This is a genomic window from Streptomyces sp. NPDC038213, assembly GCF_055600495.1.
In genome coordinates this window covers 394,972-413,302 of the sequence record NZ_JBVJYM010000004.1, presented here as the reverse complement: position 1 = coordinate 413,302, position 18,331 = coordinate 394,972, and the positions used below count along the sequence as shown (strand labels likewise).

Annotated in this window: 13 protein-coding genes; 5 read left to right on the top strand and 8 right to left on the bottom strand. The window is 75.0% G+C overall.

From position 1 onward, the window contains the following. Positions 1-171: 171 nt before the first annotated feature. Complete coding sequence (locus ACZ7JZ_RS09075) at positions 172-3,381, bottom strand: TIM-barrel domain-containing protein (RefSeq protein ID WP_470935074.1); 3,210 nt, start codon at positions 3,379-3,381, stop codon at positions 172-174. Between the two features lie 273 nt (positions 3,382-3,654). Here ACZ7JZ_RS09075 and ACZ7JZ_RS09070 point away from each other — a divergent pair, with 273 nt between their 5' ends. Further along, positions 3,655-5,571 (top strand): ABC transporter ATP-binding protein, encoded by a 1,917-nt coding sequence (locus ACZ7JZ_RS09070; RefSeq protein ID WP_470935072.1) that lies wholly within the window; start codon positions 3,655-3,657, stop codon positions 5,569-5,571. A 142-nt stretch (positions 5,572-5,713) separates the two neighbouring features. After that, the gene (locus tag ACZ7JZ_RS09065) at positions 5,714-9,880 is read left to right on the top strand and encodes a SpaA isopeptide-forming pilin-related protein (RefSeq protein WP_470935069.1); all 4,167 of its coding nucleotides are present in this window, start codon (positions 5,714-5,716) and stop codon (positions 9,878-9,880) included. A 147-nt stretch (positions 9,881-10,027) separates the two neighbouring features. On the opposite strand, the gene ACZ7JZ_RS09060 is transcribed toward ACZ7JZ_RS09065, so the two are convergent. Further along, the gene (locus ACZ7JZ_RS09060) at positions 10,028-10,744 is read right to left on the bottom strand and encodes a L,D-transpeptidase (RefSeq protein WP_470935066.1); all 717 of its coding nucleotides are present in this window, start codon (positions 10,742-10,744) and stop codon (positions 10,028-10,030) included. 143 nt (positions 10,745-10,887) lie between these two features. Here ACZ7JZ_RS09060 and ACZ7JZ_RS09055 point away from each other — a divergent pair, with 143 nt between their 5' ends. Continuing rightward, positions 10,888-11,625: a hypothetical protein gene (locus ACZ7JZ_RS09055; RefSeq protein ID WP_470935063.1), complete on the top strand. Its 738-nt coding sequence runs from the start codon at positions 10,888-10,890 to the stop codon at positions 11,623-11,625. Here ACZ7JZ_RS09055 and ACZ7JZ_RS09050 read toward each other — a convergent pair. Continuing rightward, positions 11,604-13,031: a right-handed parallel beta-helix repeat-containing protein gene (locus ACZ7JZ_RS09050; RefSeq protein WP_470935060.1), complete on the bottom strand. Its 1,428-nt coding sequence runs from the start codon at positions 13,029-13,031 to the stop codon at positions 11,604-11,606. The genes ACZ7JZ_RS09055 and ACZ7JZ_RS09050 overlap by 22 nt on opposite strands. A gap of 26 nt (positions 13,032-13,057) precedes the next feature. On the opposite strand from ACZ7JZ_RS09050, the gene ACZ7JZ_RS09045 reads away from it, so the two are divergent. Then, on the top strand, positions 13,058-14,311 hold the full coding sequence (locus ACZ7JZ_RS09045; protein WP_470935057.1) for a Dyp-type peroxidase: 1,254 nt from the start codon (positions 13,058-13,060) through the stop codon (positions 14,309-14,311). 123 nt (positions 14,312-14,434) lie between these two features. Here the strand turns inward: ACZ7JZ_RS09045 and ACZ7JZ_RS09040 are convergent, their stop codons facing one another. Next, the gene (locus tag ACZ7JZ_RS09040; RefSeq protein WP_470935055.1) at positions 14,435-14,995 is read right to left on the bottom strand and encodes a DoxX family protein; all 561 of its coding nucleotides are present in this window, start codon (positions 14,993-14,995) and stop codon (positions 14,435-14,437) included. A 114-nt stretch (positions 14,996-15,109) separates the two neighbouring features. Next, a complete protein-coding gene (locus ACZ7JZ_RS09035) occupies positions 15,110-15,895 on the bottom strand; it encodes a dioxygenase family protein (protein ID WP_470935052.1) in 786 nt (261 codons plus the stop codon). A 176-nt stretch (positions 15,896-16,071) separates the two neighbouring features. Here ACZ7JZ_RS09035 and ACZ7JZ_RS09030 point away from each other — a divergent pair, with 176 nt between their 5' ends. Then, on the top strand, positions 16,072-16,536 hold the full coding sequence (locus ACZ7JZ_RS09030) for a MarR family winged helix-turn-helix transcriptional regulator (RefSeq protein ID WP_470935050.1): 465 nt from the start codon (positions 16,072-16,074) through the stop codon (positions 16,534-16,536). 60 nt (positions 16,537-16,596) lie between these two features. Here ACZ7JZ_RS09030 and ACZ7JZ_RS09025 read toward each other — a convergent pair whose 3' ends face one another. Genes ACZ7JZ_RS09025 through ACZ7JZ_RS09015 form a run of 3 tightly spaced genes read right to left on the bottom strand, consistent with a single transcriptional unit; the run spans position 16,597 to position 18,294 of the window. After that, a complete protein-coding gene (locus ACZ7JZ_RS09025) occupies positions 16,597-17,277 on the bottom strand; it encodes a lipoprotein (RefSeq protein ID WP_470935048.1) in 681 nt (226 codons plus the stop codon). A 52-nt stretch (positions 17,278-17,329) separates the two neighbouring features. Further along, positions 17,330-17,629, bottom strand: coding sequence for a DUF6126 family protein (locus ACZ7JZ_RS09020; RefSeq protein ID WP_470935047.1), 300 nt, complete (start codon positions 17,627-17,629; stop codon positions 17,330-17,332). A gap of 20 nt (positions 17,630-17,649) precedes the next feature. Continuing rightward, positions 17,650-18,294, bottom strand: a complete 645-nt coding sequence (locus ACZ7JZ_RS09015; RefSeq protein ID WP_470935045.1) for a helix-turn-helix domain-containing protein — start codon at positions 18,292-18,294, stop codon at positions 17,650-17,652. Between the last annotated feature and the right edge of the window lie 37 nt (positions 18,295-18,331).

Genomic DNA, 18,331 nt, shown 5'->3' with positions numbered 1-18,331 from the left:
CGTCGCGCGGCACTTTGCCTTTCTTTTGCCCGCGCTTGCCGTTTTGTTGTTTCTCTGCGTGCATTTTTCTCGGTTCCGTGCTGGTGGGGCCGCGGGGTGCTGCCCCGGGCGCGGCCGGGCGGCGCTCCCCGCCCGGTCAGGGCGGGGAACGGGCTTGGATCGGGCGGGGGTTCAGGAGGTGAAGGTCCACCTCTGGGCCGCGGAGCCGTTGCAGGCCGTCCGGGTCAGCTTGGCGCCGCCCGCGGTGGACCCGCCCGCGGGCGCCAGGCACTGGCCGCCGCTGCGCAGGGACTCCTGCGGCCCCTGCTGCCAGATCTGGCCCGCGCTGCCGTTGCACGGCTGGACGGTCGCGCGCGCGGTCGCGGCCCCGTCGAGGCAGACCCCGGACAGTCCGGTGAGCCGCCCGTCCGGGTGCAGGGTCCACCGCTGGTTGGGCCCGCCGTGGCAGGTGTACAGGGTGGGTTCGGTGCCGGGGGCGGTGGCGCTGTGCGGGAGGTCGGCGCAGGTGGCGGAGGCCCCGTTGACCAGGGTGGCGGATGCGGGCAGCGGGACCGGCCGGCCGGTGGCGGTGATCTCGGCGGCGCTGGTCCACGGACCGCGGCCGCCCGCCTCGGTGAGGGCCTTCAGCCGCAGGTAGCGGCCGGATTTCGCGGCCGTCGCCACGGTCTTGGCGGCGGCGGTGTCGGCGAAGGTGCCGGCTGCGACCGGGGAGCCCCAGTCGGCGGTGCTGTCCGACACGTACACCTCGTAGGAGCCGATCCGGCCGTTGCTGCCGCCGTCCTGGCGGGGCAGGTAGCCGATCCCGTCGACCGTGTGGCGGGCGCCGAGGTCGATGCGGATGTCGTGCGGGAGGGGGGCTGGGGCGCCGTTGGACCAGGCGGTGTGCCACTGGGTGGCCGGGTTGCCGTCGAAGGCGTTCACGGCGGCGCCGTTCTCGGCCCGGGTCTCCTCGCTGTCGGCACCGGCCAGGGTCCAGCCGGACTGCGGGATCGGGGTGGAGCCGCCGCCCGGGACCGCCTCGGCCGCGGGGATCCGGGTGCCGGCGGCCTCGATCGTGAACGCCCCCGACTTCGTACCGGACTTGACCCACAGGATGCCGGCCCGGTCCGCCGGGTCGAAGTACCAGCCGGTGGCTGCGGCCTCGTACGCCGCCTTGGAGCCGTGCGCGGGCAGGGCGGCCCCGTCGGCGGTGACCCCGGTGGGGGGGCCGGCCACGTGGAGGGTGAACTCGTAGCCGCGGGAGGCCGGTTTCCCGGCGTAGCTGCCCGTGGGGGCGCCCACGGACACGGACACCGTGCCGGGGCCCGCCGCGGGTGCGCTCACGTCCACGCGCTGGCGGGCGTAGGCCCCGTCCTGGTGGGCGCGGGTCAGGCCGTCGTCCTCGTACAGGCTGAAGGAGGAGGTGCCGCGCGGGTGGATGTCGTAGGTGAGGGTGGAGACGGGCTTCTCGCCGGTGTGGTTCATCTGGGGCCACATCGGCACGACCGCACCGCCCCTGACGAACAGCGGGAGGGTGTCGAGCGGGGCCTGGTAGCCGTTGAGCCAGCCGGGCCCGGCGTAGGTCTTCCCGGTCCAGTAGTCCGTCCAGGTGCCCGCCGGCAGGTAGATCCCGTCGCGGACGGCGGTGTCGGAGACCACGGGCGCGACCAGGAAGGAGTCCCCGGCCATGAACTGACCGCTGGTCAGATTGCCGCGGGCCACCGGGTCGTCGGGGTATTCGAGGACCAGGGCGCGGGTGCTGGGGACGCCGGTCTCGTGGGCGGTGCGGCTCATCGTGTACAGGTAGGGCATCAGCCGCATCTTCAGCTTCAGGTACTTGCGGTTGATGGACTGGTACGGCTCGGCGAACCGCCACGGCTGCTTGTCCTGGTAGCCCGCGGAGGGGCCCGTGGCCCCCCAGCCGGACATGGTCATGAAGGCGGGGGTGAAGGCCTTCCACTGGAGGTCGCGGACGTAGGTCTTCGGACTGCCCCCGAAGATGCCGTCCACGTCGCCCGCCGCGTAGTTGAGCCCCGACAGCCCGGCCCCGGCGATGGCGGGCACGTGCCAGCGCATGTCGGCCCAGGTGCCGTAGGTGTCGCCGGTCCACACGACGGCGTTGCGCTGGGTGCCGGCCCAGCCGTCCACGGTCCACACGAACCGGCGGGCGTCGGAGTTCTTCTCGATGCCCTCGACGGCCTGCTTCACCCCGTCGAAGGCGTACTTGTAGCCGCTGCCGATCCAGGCGACGTCGGTCTTCACCCCGCGGGAGCCGGCCGTGCCCACCTCCTGGCCGATGTCCGCCAGCCCGGTGGAGGTCCACAGGCCGGTCTGGAAGCCCTTGGCCTTCAGCGCGTCGACGGTGGACTTCAGGGGGGCGGTGTAGCCGCAGCCGTAGCCGTCGTTGGGCAGGAACCAGCCCGAGGGCATGTCGGCGGCGCGGGCGTCGGCGGCGTAGCCGACGACGTCGGGGGTGGTCTGGTGGCGGAGCCTGCCGTGGTCGCCCTGGTAGTCGGGGTTGGAGGCGTTCCAGCAGTCGGCGTTGCCGAGTTCGAAGCCCCAGTGCGGGGCCATGAACGGCTTGCCGCTGACGTCGGTGTAGGCGTCGAGGACGGACTTGAGGGAGTCGCCGGTGAAGTACCAGGCGTCGAAGCGCTTCTCGTTGTGGGTGAAGGCCCCGGGGGCGTCGAAGGCGTACGAGCCGGGGGCCCAGGTGTTGCGCATGACCCCGTAGCGGTTGGTGGACATGTAGAAGGGGGCCGGGCTCGCGTTGTCGTTCTCGCGCCACTTGTTGTCCACGGCCACGGGCACCGTCTTGCCGCGCAGCGCCCACTCGCCCAGCCGCAGGCCGGTGCCGTAGAACTGCTCGTCGGCGCCGCGGGCCAGGTACTGGGTGGTCTGGCTGTTCGTCCAGCTGATGGGCTGCGTCTCCTCCCATACGGGGGTGACTCCGTCGGCGCGGTAGACGGAGAACTGCAGCGGGGACTTGTTGACCCGGATGGAGAGCTCCGGGGTGGTGATCCGGTAGTGGGTGCCCTGGTCGGTGTAGGCCGTCTGGACGGATCCGAAGTCGGTGGTGGCGGCGAGGTCGGCGCCGGCCGGGTCGTTCGTGAAGGTCCCGTCGGGCGAGAGCCAGATGCGGAAGATGTCGGCGCGGGCCACGACCACGCGGGCCCTGGCCCCACTGGACGCGGTGATCGTGAAGGTGTTCCCGGACTGGGCGAAGGCCGTGACCGAGCCCGCGGTGGCCGCGGCGGCGGAGGGCGCGGGGCCGGCCGTCACCAGGGCGGTGGCGGCGAGGGCCAGGACGAGCGCGGTGCCGAGCACCCGCCGGAGCGGGCCCGGGTCGGGGCGCGGACTCCGGCGGCGCGGGATCCGGTGGCGCAGTGGGCCGAACGTCATGGGGCGACTCCCTCGGTCTGCGCGCTCCGGGCGCGGCCGGGGGGTGGGCCGCGCGCGGGCACGCGAGGTGGCTGGCAGGCACCTGCGGTTGGCATGCGCCTGGCAACATAGCGCCCCCGCGGGGGATTTTGAAAGAAGATGCTCGGAACTCCTCCCAATCAAGCAGCTTCGCGCATGACGGGCGGGGAGTGCGGGCAGGATGCCCGCACGCCGGGGGTGAGCCCCCGTACGCACCTTGACCTCGACTTAGGTTGAGGTCCTAGCGTTCCCGGCATGGACATGGAAGTCACCGCGTGGATGTCGCTCCACAGTGCGATCAACGCCGAACAGGACCGGCGGCCGTTCAACCGCAGGAGCCTCGGCCGGGTGGCGGCGTTCGCCCGCCCGCACCGGCGCCAACTGCTCCTCTTCCTGCTGCTCAGCACCGTCACCGCCCTGCTCGCGGTGGCCACCCCCGTCCTCGCGGCCCGGGTCGTCGACGCGATCGTCGACGGCGGCGCCGACGGTACGGTCACCCGGCTCGCCCTGCTCATCGCGCTGATCGCGGTGGCGGAGGCGGCCCTCGGACTGCTCACCCGCAAACTGTCCGCCACCCTCGGCGAGGGCCTGATCCTGGACCTGCGCACGGCCGTCTTCGACCACGTGCAGCGGATGCCGGTGGCCTTCTTCACCCGTACCCGCACCGGGGCCCTGGTCAGCCGGCTCAACAACGACGTCATCGGCGCCCAGCGGGCCTTCAGCAACACCCTCTCGGGGGTGGTAGCCAACTCCGTGACCCTGCTGCTGACCCTCGTGGTCATGCTCAGCATCTCCTGGCAGATCACCCTGCTCGCGCTCGTCCTGCTCCCGGTGTTCGTGGTGCCGGCCCGCCGGATGGGCACCCGGATGGCCCGGATGCAGCGCGAGGCCGCGCGGCTCGACGCCGCGATGGCCACCCAGATGACGGAGCGCTTCTCCGCCCCGGGGGCCACCCTCGTCAAACTGTTCGGGCGGCCCGCCGAGGAGTCCGCCGAGTTCGCCGCGCGGGCCGGGCGGGTCCGGGACATCGGCATCCGGACCGCGATGGCCCAGTCCGCCTTCATCACCGCCCTCACCCTGGTCTCCGCCCTCGCCCTGGCCCTGGTGTACGGGCTGGGCGGGTACTTCGCCCTGGAGGGCACCCTGGACGCCGGCTCCGTGGTGGCGCTGGCCCTGCTCCTGACCCGGCTGTACGCCCCGCTCACCTCGCTGGCGGGGGCCCGCGTGGAGGTGATGAGCGCCCTGGTGAGCTTCGAGCGGGTCTTCGAGATCCTCGACCTGGAGCCGCTGATCGCCGAGAAGCCGGGAGCCCTGCGGGTACCGGAGGGCCCGGTGGCGGTCGAGTTCGACCGGGTGTCCTTCGGCTACCCCGCGCCCGACAAGGTCTCGCTGGCCTCGCTGGAGGAGGTGGCGGGCCTCGACACCCGGGGCGGCACACCCGTCCTGCACGAGGTGTCGTTCCGCGCCGAACCGGGGCAGATGATCGCCCTGGTCGGCTCCTCCGGAGCGGGCAAGTCCACCATCGCGCAGCTGCTCCCCCGCCTGTACGACACCGATGCCGGCGCGGTGCGGCTCGGCGGGGTCGACGTACGCGACCTGACCGCCGACTCGATCCGCGACACCCTCGGCATGGTCACCCAGGACGGGCACCTCTTCCACGAGTCCGTGCGCGCGAACCTGCTGCTGGCCCGGCCCGGCGCCGCGGAGGAGGAGATCTGGGAGGCGCTGCGCCGCTCCCGCCTGGACGGCCTGGTGGCCGCGCTGCCCGACGGGCTGGACACGGTGGTCGGCGAGCGCGGCTACCGCCTCTCCGGCGGGGAGCGCCAGCGGCTGACCATCGCCCGGCTGCTGCTGGCCCGCCAGCGGGTGGTCATCCTCGACGAGGCCACCGCCCACCTCGACTCCACCTCGGAGGCGGCGGTGCAGGAAGCCCTGGCCGAGGCCCTGGAGGGCCGTACCGCCGTGGTGATCGCGCACCGGCTGTCGACCGTCCAGGCCGCCGACCAGATCCTGGTCGTGGAGGCCGGGCGGATCGTCCAGCGGGGTACGCACGCCGAGCTGCTGGCGGCGGGCGGGCGGTACGGGGAGCTGTACCGCACCCAGTTCGCCCCCGGCGCCGGGGCCACCCCGGCGGCCGACCGGGACGGGCGCCCCGGTGTGCCGACCGGGTGAGCGGAGCCGTGTACGCGCCGCCGTGATCAAGGTCCGCCCCTTCCGCACCCGATGCTGATGAATTGTCAGGTTCGTCTCGGGATCGGGAAAGAGGGATATGAGTGCTGTCGTGAGGGCCCCGCACCGCGGGAGCCCACGATGGTTGAGCTGCGCCCTGCTGGTGCTGGCCGCGCCCGCACTGGCGGGGACCACGGCCGCGGGGGCCGCCGCGGCCGCCGCCCGCGCCGACGGGTCGGTCACGGTCACGGTGGTCCGCGACGTCGACTCCGACGGCAGCTGGACCCCGGCCCTGGAGGTCGGCGAGGCGGACATCCCCGTCCACCTCACCGATGCCTCGGGCGCCACCCGCACGGTCGCCACCGGCGCCGACGGCCGGGCCGTCTTCGACCCCGGCGCGCTGGGCCTGTCCGGCGGGCGGTACCGGGTCGAGGCCGAGATCCCGGCCGCGAAGGGCTTCCTGCGCCCGGCCCAGGCGGGCGGGCCCGCGCCCTCGCTGTCCTCGCTGGTCGAGTTCGTGAACGTGGCCGACGGCCGCACCGCCGAGGTGGTCACCGGGGTCCACAGCCCCGGCGACTACTGCGACGCCAACCCCGACCTCGCCACCCCCTGCCACGCGCAGAGCGGCGCGGGCGTCGTCGGCGCCAAGGCCCTGGTCTCCTGGCCGTACGACCGTACGGGCGACTCGCCCGCGCCGAACGACGAGAGCACCTTCGAGAAGATCGGCGCCACCTACGGGCTCGCCCACAAGCGCTCCACGGACCAGCTGTTCGTGGGCGCCCTGACCAAGCGGCTGATCCCGTACGGTCCGGCCGGGCCCGGCGGGATCTACCTGGTGGACCGGGCCAGCGGCCAGACGTCCACCTTCGCGGTGGTCCCGGACGCGGGCGACGCCGTGCACTCGGCGGACCTCACCCGCGACACCCTGGAGATCAACAACGCCGTCGGCAAGGAGGGCCTGGGCGACCTGGACGTCTCCGCCGACGGCAGCACGCTGTACGCGGTGGGCCTGAAGGCCAAGAGCCTGTACGTGTACGACACCGCGGGCGCGGGGCCGGCCGCGCCGCCGGCGTCCCCGCGCCAGGTGATCCCGATCCCGGACCCCGGCTGCCCCTCGGGGGCGGCCGACTGGCGCCCCTTCGGGCTCGGCTTCCACGACGGCGCCCTGTACCTGGGCGGCACGTGCAGCGCCGAGAGCTCCGGGCAGGACGCGGACCTGCGGGCGTACGTGCTGAAGCTCAACGGGACCGCCTTCGAGACGGTGGTCTCCAACGACCTGTCCGCCGAGCGCGGCATGGGCTACTCCGCCGTCAACGGCGACACCCGCTGGCGGCACTGGCTGGCGACCTGGGACCCGTTCGCCTGGTTCGTGCAGGCCAACTTCCCGCAGCCGGTCCTCTCGGACATCGTCTTCGACCGGGACGGCTCGATGGTCCTCGGCTTCCGGGACCGGCTGGGCGACCAGGCGGGCTACGAGGCCCTGGCGCCCGAGGGCACCACCAACGACCCCGCGCAGCGCTCCCTCTTCCCCGCCATGGGCGACATCACGCGCGTGTGCCGGGTGGGCGGGGGCTGGGTGTGGGACAGCGAGTCCGACGCCTGCCCGAACCACTTCGTCCCGGGCACACAGCCGCCGCAGCAGGACACGGTGAAGGAGTACTACCCGGGGGACTCGACCCTCGGGCAGCTCGCCGAGTCCCTGCAGGGCGGGCTCGCGTTCGCCCCGCGGTTCACGAAGACCGTGTCGACGATCACCGACCCGCTGACGATCTTCTCGGGCGGGGTCCGGAAGTTCGACAACACGACGGGCACCGGGTCCGAGGACTACGAGGTGTACGAGGGCCAGGGCACCTTCGGCAAGGCCAACGGCCTGGGCGACCTGGAGCTCCTCTGCGACGAGGCCCCGCTCCAGATCGGCAACCGCGTCTGGTTCGACCGCAACCGCGACGGCATCCAGGGTCCGGACGAGGAGCCGATCCCCGGGGTCACGGTCACCCTCAAGAACGCCGCGGGCGAGGTCCTGCAGACCACGACCACCAACGCCCGGGGCGAGTACTACTTCCAGGTCGAGCCGGGTACGGAGTACCAGCTCACCTTCGACGCGACCACGGGTGACACGAGCGGCATCCCGGAGCTCCCGGCCGCCTCCGCCCTCGTCCCGACCGAACCGGGGCGCGGCTCGGACCGCTCCGTGGACTCCAACCCCGACCGGGCCACCCAGACCGAGCGCTTCACCACGGGCGCCGCCGGGGACAACGACCACACGCACGACGCCGGGTACTACATCCCGCAGCAGGGCCGGCTGGAGGTCCTGAAGCAGGACTCCGGCACGGACGCCCCGCTGGCCGGAGCGGTCTTCCAGCTCTGGCGGGAGACCAACGGGCAGACCGGCCTCCAGACGGACGGCGCCACCCCGGACACGCGCGTGGGCGACCCCTGCACCACCCCGGCCAACGGCACCTGCACCGCCGAGGACCTGCCGCTGGGCACCTACTACTGGCAGGAGACGGCCGCCCCCGAGGGCTACCGCCTCCCCAGCCCCGCCGTCTCCGGCCCCCTCGTCCTCACGAACGAGAACGCCGAGCAGGGCATCACCACCACCGTCGGCAACGACCCCGTCACGGGCGGCGCCTCGGTCCTCAAGCGCGACTCCGGCACGCAGGCCCCGCTGGCCGGAGCGGTCTTCCAGCTCTGGCGCGAGACCAACGGCGCGACGGGCCTCCAGACCGGCGGCGCCACCCCCGACACGAAGGTCGGCGCCACCTGCACCACCCCCGCCGACGGCCGGTGCACCACCGCCGACCTGCCGCTGGGCACCTACTACTGGCAGGAGACGGCCGCCCCCGAGGGCTACCGCCTCCCCGACCCCGCCGTCTTCGGGCCCCTCACCCTCACGGCGGAGAACGCCGGCCAGGGCGTGACGGTGACCGCGGACAACGACCCGGTCACCGGCCGGGTGGAGGTCGTCAAGCGCGACAGCGCCACGGACGCACCCCTCCCCGGAGCCGTACTCCAGCTCTGGCGCGAGACCAACAGCACCCGCGGCCTCCAGACCGGCGGCGCCACCCCCGACACGAAGGTCGGCGACCCCTGCACCACCCCGGCGAACGGCACGTGCGCCGCCACCGACCAGCCGCTGGGCACCTACTACTGGCAGGAGACGGCCGCCCCCGAGGGCTACCGCCTCCCCGACCCCGCCGTCTTCGGGCCGCTCACGCTGACCGCCGAGAACGCCTCCACCGGGGTGACCGTCACGGTGGACAACGACCCGGTCACCGGCGGCATCGGCATCCTCAAGCGCGACGGCTCCACGGACGCACCCCTCCCCGGGGCGGTCTTCCAGCTGTGGCGCGAGACCAACGGCGAAACCGGCCTCCAGACCGGCGGCGCCACCCCCGACACGCGCGTCGGTGACCCCTGCACCACCCCCGCCGACGGCACCTGCCGCGCCACCGGGCAGGCACTCGGCACGTACTACTGGCAGGAGACGGCCGCCCCCGAGGGCTACCGCCTCCCCGACCCCGCCGTCTTCGGGCCCCTCACCCTCACGGCGGAGAACGCCGGCCAGGGCGTGACGGTCACCGTGGACAACGAGCCCGTGACCGGCCAGGTCGAGGTGCTCAAGACCGACAGCAAGAGCGGTGCCGTGCTGCCGGGTGCGGTGTTCCAGCTCTGGCGGGACAGCAACGGGCAGGCCGGTCTCCAGACGGAGGGCGCCGGGGCCGACACCCGGGTCGGGGAGCCGTGCACCACGGCCGCCGACGGCCGGTGCAGCACGGCCGGGCTGCGGCCCGGTACGTACTACTGGCAGGAGACGGCGGCCCCCCAGGGCCACCGCCTGCCCGATCCGGCGGTCTTCGGGCCGCTGCTGCTCACCGTGGAGAACGCCTCGGCCGGGGTCTCCGTGACCGTGGCGAACGACCCGGTGCTCGGTGAGATCCGGCTGCTGAAGAAGGACCGGTCCTCGGGCCGGCCGCTGCGCGGCGCGGTCTTCGAGCTGTGGCGGGAGACCAACGGCACGCGCGGTCTGCAGACCGCCGGCGCAGAGCCCGACACCCGGGTCGGGTCCGCCTGTGCCACGGACCGCGCGGGCCACTGCGTGTTCAGCGGCCTCGCCCCCGGCTCGTACTACCTGCGGGAGACGGCCGTCCCCGAGGGGTACGTGCGGCCGTCCGACCCGGTCACCGGCCCGTACGAGGTCACCGCGGGCAATGCCGCGGAGGGCATCGACGTGACCCGCGTCAACGAGCGCGGCGAGCCCGGCAAGGGCGGAAAGGGAGGCAAGGAGGGGAAGGAAGGGCGTCGGCCCTGACGGCGACGGCTGAGTGCTGGGCGGTCCGCCGGGTCTTCGGGCCCGGCACCGCGACGGCGGCCGGCCCCGGTGCACCGCGTGTGCGCCGGGGCCGGCCGCCGTCTACCGGCCGTCGTCTGCCGTGCTCCGGTCGCCGGGCGGCCGCCGTCAGGCGTCGCCCGTGCCCGGCTTGGTGCCCCAGACGACCACCGGGTCGCCGATCCGCGTGGTCCGCCAGAGCAGTTCGGCGTCGTCGATCTGCAGGTTGATGCAGCCCGCCGAGCCCCCGCCGTCGAACAGGTCCTCGTACACCCCGTGGAAGGCCTGGCCCCCGGAGAAGTACTGGGCGTACGGCATGGGCGCCTCGTCGTACAGCTGCGAGGTCTCGTCCACGACCCGCCGGGTGATCTCGTGCCGTCCGTCGCGGGTCTGCTGCCCCCAGCGGCCGGTGCGTACGGCGACGGCCTGGTAGACGACCGTGCTGCCGCGCTGCACCCATACGAGCTGCCGCTCCAGGTCCACGCACACCACGCGCCCCTCCCCCGTCGGGCACCGGCCCTGCGCGTTGGGCCGCCGCCGCTCCTCCACCACCAGGGCGGTCCGGTAGGTGCGCAGGTCGGCCCGGCCCTCGGCGGGGCTGATGCGCTGGGTCCGCTGGAAGGTGCGGATCGCGGTGCAGTCGGCCTCCGACTGCCTTCCGTCGGCGGGCAGTCCGAGGTACTCCTCCAGTTCCCACTGGTAGGGGCCGGTGTCCGCGGTACAGGGTGCTGCGGGCGCCGGCTCGGCGGCGGCGGCCGGTGCGCACGGCCCCGCGAGCGCCGCCGCGGCGCAGGCGAGCACGGCGGCCGCCGTCCTGGTGCGGTGGATCGTTCCGCTGGCCCTCACCCTGGTCCTCCTCGCGCCGCCGTTGCCTTCCTGTCTGGAATTCGAGCACGGTCCGGCTCCGGCAGCCGGATCACGCGGGCCGTCCGGGTGGCCCGGGGCGCGTTCCGCGCCCGCCGGGCCGGGCGCGGTGGTCTGCTGGGCGGGTGAGACCCCGCACCGCGACCGCTTTCGCCGTCCTTGCCCTGCTCCTGACGGGCTGTACGGCCGATCCGCCGCCCGGCCCCCCGGCCCGGCCGGTCACCTCCGAGGAGGCCCAGCAGCTCGCCCTCGTCCGGCTGTCGGTGTACGAACGCAGTCCGGTACGGGTCCGGGTGCGGGTCCCCGCCACCGCCGGGTCCGCGACGGAGCTGGACCTGACCGTGGACTACCGCACCCACCGGGGCCGTGCGGCCTACGCCTCGGGCGGGGCCCGGGGGAGCCTGGTGTTCGACGCCTCCGGGGTGACCGTGACCCCGGAGGGCGGCGGGGGTCGCGCGGTCCGGCGCCCGTACACCGCCTCCCTGCTCGACCGCTCGCTGCTGCTGGCGCTCTCCCTGGGCGCGGACCGGCCCGAGAACGCCCAGCTGCTCGCGCAGGGCGGGGCCCTGTGGCAGGGCGCGCAGACCCGGGGCGGTCGCCGGTACACGGTGTTCTCGGGTCCGCGACCGGCCAGGCGGGCGAAGGCGGAGACGAGGGAGGGGGTGAAGGCGGGGGCCCCGGGGGCCGGTTCGCCGCTGCGCTACTGGGTGGCGGAGGACGGGGGCCTCGGCCGGGTGGAGGCCCTCCTGGCGGTGCAGTCCCCGCCGCTGGTCCTGGAGTTCGCCCCCGGGCCCGGGGGCGCGGCGGGCAGTGGTTCCGCCACCGGCTCCACCGGCTCCGGTCAGCCCGCCGGGAGTCCGTAGTCCGCCGCCCGCGGGGCCGGCATCCCGGCCGCGGGCAGTCCGCCTGCGGCGGGCCGGGTGTCGGCCGCGCGCGGCAGCTGCGGCTGCGGCCCGGGGGCCGGCACCAGGCGGAACGACATCCCGGGCGGGGCCGGGGCGCGGCCCGGCGCACCGGGCCCCGCCCCCGTACCGGACCCGGGGCCGGATCCCGTGCCCGTACCTGCACCGGTGCCGGACCCGCTGTCCCGGCCCATACCGCCGCAGGCCCGGACCGGACCCGACACGGCCCGTTCCCCGTTGTCCGCGAAGCAGTTGCCCGTGCCCGCCGGGGCGGACTGGACCAGGTCGACGGCATTGCCGGTCACCCGGTTGTCGCGGACGGCGTTCCCCCGCGCGGGGTGGCCGGGGACGTCCCGTACCCAGATGCCCGCCCGGCGGTGGCCCGTGACCAGGTTCCGTTCGAACACGTTGGGGCCGGCGCCGCCGACGCCGATCCCGATGCCGAAGCCCCCGTCGGCCTGCTCGGGGCTCGCGGCGTCGTTGTTGCCGGTGAGGGAGTTGCCCGCGAACAGGGCCCCGTGCTGCGGTGCGAGGGCCTCCAGGTCGTCGGTGTTGACCGCGGCGCCGACCCGGTTGAGGCGGGCACGGTTGCCCAGGAAGTACAGCTCCTGCGAGGCGTTGGTGACCTCCAGGCCGACGGCGTTGTGCTCGACGGTGTTCCCGCGCACCACCGTCCGGCAGGGGCGGCACTGGCCGACGTAGATGCCGGAGTCGGCGTGCCCGGAGGCGTAGGAGTGCTCGATGAGGCCGTCGCGGGCGTCGAAGGCGTAGATGCCGTACAGGGCGTTGTTGTGGGCCGTCACGTAGGAGGCGCGGAATCCGCTCAGCGGGGGGTGGGCCGCCGGGTCGAGGCGGTCGTACGCGGCGCCGCCCGCCCCCGAGGAGTGCCGGGCGGGGTCCTTCACCCCGGTGAAGAGCAGGCCGTTGGCCAGGTGCCGGCGGACGGTCAGGTTCTCGACCGCCGAGCCGGCTCCGGTGACGGTGATCCCGTTGGCCCGGCGGAACTCCCCGTCGATGACGGTGCGGTTGCGGTCGGTGCCGCGGAGCACCACCCGCGGGGTGCCGAGGACCACGCTCTCCCGGTACACCCCGGGTGAGACGAGCACCAGGTCCCCGGGGCGGGCCAGCCCGACGGCCCTCCCGATGGTGGGGTGGTCCTGCGGGACCCGCAGGACGGCGGCGCCCGCGCCGCCCGGCCGCCCGTCCCGCCCGCCCTGCGCACCCGTTCCGCCGGTGGCTTCCGAGCCTCCTGGGCTGCCCGGGGTACAGGCCGCCGCGGACAGCAGGACGGCGGCCGCGGCTGCGGCGAGGGCGGGGCGGACGCCGCGCCGGGCCGGGCGCCGCGGGGCCGAGGACGAGTTCGCCATGGCCGAAGGTGTATCGTCCCCGGTCCGTGATCTCCAATTCCGTCCCGGTTCATTCGGCCCTATGCCGCCGTAGGACATTTGTCGGACTGCTCGGTACGTCGGCCCTGGCCGCGGCCGGTACCGCGGTCACGGGCTGCGCCCCGTCCGCTCCGGCCGGCCCGTCCGCACCACCCGCTCCGGACCCCGCGGGCACCCCGCCGCGGCGGGTCCGGGCGGCGGGCACCGACGGGGTCGGGGACGGAGCGGCCCCGGCCGGAGGCAGCCGCGCGGGCGGGCCGCGGGCCGGACGGTCCGCTCCCCCGCGCCGCCAGCCCGGGATCTCGACCCCTCAGCCGCCCGCCGCCCTGTTCACCGCGTACGACCTGGGGCCCGGGATCCGCGGCGCCGCCGGGCGCAGGTCCTTCGCGGAGCTGCTCGCCTCCTGGGACCGGCTCCTGTCGGCCCCGGCCCCGCACCCGGCCGCCGCCGGGACCCGGCCCACCGCCACGGTCGGGCTGGGGCCGGGCCTCGGCACCCTGCTCGGCAGCGCCGCCCTGCCCCCGCTGCCGGACGAGCTCCCCGCCTTCCCGGGCGACCGCCTCGACCCGGGGCGCACCGGCGGCCACCTCGGGCTGCTGGTCTGCGGGCCGGACGCGACGGCCTGCCGGGAGCTGACCCGGCGTCTGGAGGGCCCGGCGGAAGGGGTCCTGCGGCCCCGCTGGCGCCAGGACGGCCACATCCCGGCCACCCCGCCGGGGCAGGCCCCGCGCAATGCCCTCGGCTTCCGCGACGGCAGCGCGAACCCGACCGCCGCCGAGGCCGAGCGCTGGGTCTGGCTGCCCGCGCAGGGCCCGCAGGCGCACGGCACGCATCTCGTGGTCCGGCGCATCCGCCTGCACACAGCCCCCTTCGCGGAGCTGCCGCTGGCCCGGCAGGAGCGGATCATCGGCCGCCGCCGCGCCGGGGGCGGCCCGCTGGACGGCGGCCCGGAGTCCGCCCACGTCGACCTGTTCTCCAAGACCCCGGAGGGGCGGTACGTCCTGCCCGCCGACTCCCACGCCCGGCTGGCGCACTCGCGCTACGACGGCGGCGCCCGGATGCTGCGCCGCGGCTACACGTACACCGAGGGGGCGACGGGCCGGGGGCTGCTGTTCCTCGCCTACATGCGGGATCCGGCGCTGTTCACCCGGGTCCAGGGCCGCCTGGCGGCGGCCGACTCCCTCAACCCCTTCGTGGAGCACACCGGTTCGGCGGTCTTCTACGTACCCCCGGCGCCGCTGGCGCTGGCCGTACCCGCCTGACGGCCCGGGGTTCCCGGCTCCCCTCCCCCGCCGGTCCGTTGAGGACAGATGGGGCCGGACCGGCCGCTCGCGCGGTCCGGTCCGGCCCCTTCCGAATGTCCTGACGGAACATCAGGAGCAGGATCAGCTGCGGGAGATCAGGGTGGCGACGGCCAGGACGGCGCCGAGCAGCAGGGCCGCGCCGCCGTGGGCCAGGCGGTGGGTGCGCAGCTGCGGGATGAAACGGTCCACCGCGTACCGGCCGGGGCCGGTGAGGGCCAGTGCGGTGGCGGCGGCCACGAGGAGGAGCTCGTACTCGACCCCGCCGGCGCCGGCGAAGAAGCTGCCGTTCCAGGTCACGGCGGTGGCGTTGAGCATGGTGGCGGCGAGGGCGGCGGCGGCCAGCGGGGTGAACAGGCCGACGGCGAGGGCGAGTCCGCCCAGGGTCTCCGTGAGCCCGGCGACGACGGCCATGGCCTCCCCGGCGGGGTAGCCGCTCTGCGTGAAGAAGCCGCCGGTGCCGCTGATGCCGCCGCCCCCGAACCAGCCGAAGAGCTTCTGGGTGCCGTGGGCGGCGATGGTCAGCCCGAGGGCGATGCGCAGCAGGAGCAGTCCGGCGTCGTGGGCGCGGGCGGTGGCCGCGTCGAGCGGGCCCCCGGCGGGGGTGTCGGCGGAGGTGCGCGGGGCGGTGGAAAGGGAGGTCATGGGCAGGGTTCTCTTTCGGTGGGGGGGTGGTGAGGTGCGGCGGGGAGGGCCTGGCGGTGGAACGGGAGCCGGCAGGAGGTGCCGGGGCCGGGACGGCGAAGGGGCCGGGACCGGTCAGCCGAACTGGACGGAGCGCTTGGCGAGCCCCATCCAGAAGCCGTCCACGGCGGTCTTCTGCGTGCCCAGTTCGTCCCCGGCGGCGCCGAGGGTGACGAACAGCGGGGCGAAGTGCTCGGTGCGCGGGTGGGCCAGCCGCCCGGCCGGGGCCTTGTGGAGGAAGTCGAGAAGGGAGTCCACGTCCTGTTCGCCGAGGGCCCGGCGGCCCCAGTCGTCGAACTCGGCGGACCAGCCGGGCACCCCCGCGCCGGTGTGGCGCAGCGCGGCCAGGTTGTGGGTGAAGAACCCGCTCCCGACGATCAGCACCCCCTCGTCGCGCAGCGGCGCGAGCCTGCGGCCGATGTCCATCAGCCGGCGGGGGTCGAGGGTGGGCATGGAGACCTGCAGGACGGGGATGTCGGCCCCGGGGTACATCTCCACGAGCGGTACGTACGCCCCGTGGTCGAGCCCGCGGTCCGGGACGTCCTGGACGGGGGTGCCGGGGGCGCGCAGCAGTTTGCGGACCCGCTCGGCGAGCCCGGGGGCACCGGGGGCGTCGTAGCGGACCCGGTAGTAGTGCTCGGGGAAGCCCCAGAAGTCGTAGACGAGCGGGACGCGGTCGGTGGCCCCGAGGGCGAGCGGCGCCTCCTCCCAGTGGGCGGAGACCATCAGGATCGCGCGGGGCCGGGGCAGCCCGGCGGACCAGGCGGCCAGCTCGGCGGGCCACAGGGGGTCGTCGGCGAGCGGGGGTGCGCCGTGGCTGAGGTAGAGGGCGGGCATCCGCCCGGGGTCCGCGGTGGTCATGGTGTGCTCCGGTCCTCTCCCAGTGTGGGCCGTCCGGCCGGCTTCCGGCGGGTTCCGGCGCGTCCTGTCCGCGCCGCCCGGCGCCGATGCGGTCCGAAGGTGTTGTTCAAATTCGAACCGACAGCTCGACCGTACCGGGTGATTTGAATTTGAACAACTGTCGTACGCTGGGACCCATGGGTGACACGAGATGGCTGGACGAGACCGAGATGCGGGCCTGGCAGGGCTTCCTGGCGGCCGGGGCACTGCTGAACCGGCGGCTCGACCAGCAGCTCAAGGAGGACTCCGGGCTCTCGCACGCGCAGTACGAGATCCTCGTGCGGCTCTCCGCCACCCCGGACGGGGAACTGCGCATGACGGAGCTCGCCGACGCCCTGATCAACTCGAAGAGCGGGCTGACCTACCAGGTGGGCCGGCTGGAGGAGGCCGGTCTGGTGCGCCGCCGCACCTGTCCCTCCGACGTCCGGGGGGTGTACGCGGTGCTCACGGAGACCGGGCGGGCGCGGCTGGAGGAGGCCGCCCCGGGACACGTCTCGACGGTCCGGGAGCTCCTCATCGACGTGCTGAGCACCGAGCAGCTGGCCGCGCTGGGCGAGGGCCTGGGCGAGGTGGCCCGGCGGCTGCGCGCCGCCGGGGGCTGAGCGGGGCCGCGGGGGCCGAGCGCGCGGCGTGGGCCGGTCCGGGTATGGCGGGGGCCGGGGTCAGGCCGGCTTGAGGGAGAGCCGGGCCAGCTCGTAGGCGGGCAGCATCGCCTCGTGCTCGGCTGTGTCCAGCCCGCCCAGGTGGAGGAGGAGCACGGCGCCGGAGGGGGTCCGCACGGCGAGGGCCCGCTCCTTCTTGCGCTCGTCCGCGGGCGCGGTCTCGTACCGGACCTCGACCCCCTCGAACGCGCCCGCCCCGACCTCGGTGTAGGCCGGGGTCCCCTGCACCTTCTCCCCGGCGATGAAGGCCTCCAGGGCCGCGCGGGGCGCGCCTGCGGCGCCCGCCGCCTTCGGCGCGGTCCAGACGCGCAGGTATCCGATGTGTCCGGCCGGTTTCGCGTCGACCTCGCAGCGGAGGGTGAACGGGCCCTGAGTGAAGGCGCCCAGCGCCCCGTCCGCCCGTACCGCCTCGGCCTCCCAGGCCGCGGGCACGGAGAAGACCGCGGGCAGCTCGCAGGCCCCGCCCCTGCCGCCGACGGTCTCGGCGGCCTGGACGGCCGGGAAGTCCCCGGGGCGGCTCGCACCGGGGGCCGGGGCGGCGGAGGCGGCCTTGGACGGCGTACCGGCAAAATCCCCTGCGGGGGCTGCCGCCCCGGTGCCGCTCGCGCACCCGGCCGCCGCGGCGGCGAGCAGCAGGACCGCAGCCGCCGCCGCGATACGTGTCAGTCGTCCGTCGCCCATGCCTGCCCGCCCCCGTGAGTCCTCAAGATCGGCGTCAACCTAGCACGGGGCCTCAGCCCCGCTTCGAGCCCAGTTCGAAGAGGAGGTAGAGGAAGAAGGCGAAGAGGTGTCCGGCGACGAGGTAGGCGAAGAGGCGGATGACGAGCCCGCGCGGGAACTTCGTCTCCAGGCGCTGCCGGACGGAGGCCTCGGGTGCCGCCGCCCCCTCGCGCGCGTCCTGTGCGCCGGCACGGCCCTGCACATCAGACACGTCCTGCACGTCCCGTACGTCCAGCTCGTGCTCCCGCGCCGCCTGCGGCTCCTCGGCGGACTGCGGCTGCTGGGCCGCCGGTGCGGTCCGGTTCTCCGGCATGGTGGTCGTTCCCCTCGGTGTCAGCGCGGCGTCGCGCCGCCGCCCAGGCACAGCCCGGCGACGGTGCTCTGCAGCAGCGTGTGGACGAACAGGAGCTCGGTCCCGCCGGGCGCCGCGGCGGCGATCCGGTGCGGGGTGAGCGAGTCGAAGTGGGCGCTGTCCCCCGGCTCCAGCCGGTACTCGGCCTCGCCGAGGTGCAGACGCAGGCCGCCCTTGAGCACGTGCAGCCACTCCTCGCCCGGGTGGACCCGGACGAGCTCGCCCTGGCTGCGGCCGTACGGCACGAGCACCCGCAGGGCCTGCATGCCCCGGCCCGGGCCGCCCGCCTGCCAGTACGTCCAGCCGTCCGCCTCGCGGGCCCCGGCGCCCCCGCCCCGTACGATCGGGTCGGCAGCAGCCGCGGTTTCGCCCAAAAGTTCGGATACGGTCGTACCGTAGGTGCGGGCCAGTCCGAGCAGCATGGGCAGGGACGGCTGGCGCTGGCCGGTCTCCAGCCGCGACAGGTGCGCCGGGGAGATCCGGGCGCGGGCCGCGGCGGCCTCCAGGGTCAGGCCGGTGCGGCGGCGCAGTGCGCGCAGCTGCGGCGCGACGGGCGGCAGCTCGTCCGCCGGGGCGGAGGCGGGCCCGGGGCCGGGCTCGGCGCCGGGGGCAGGAGCGGGGTTCATGACTCCGATTGAGCCAGAGCTTTTGCCCCTGAGGCAA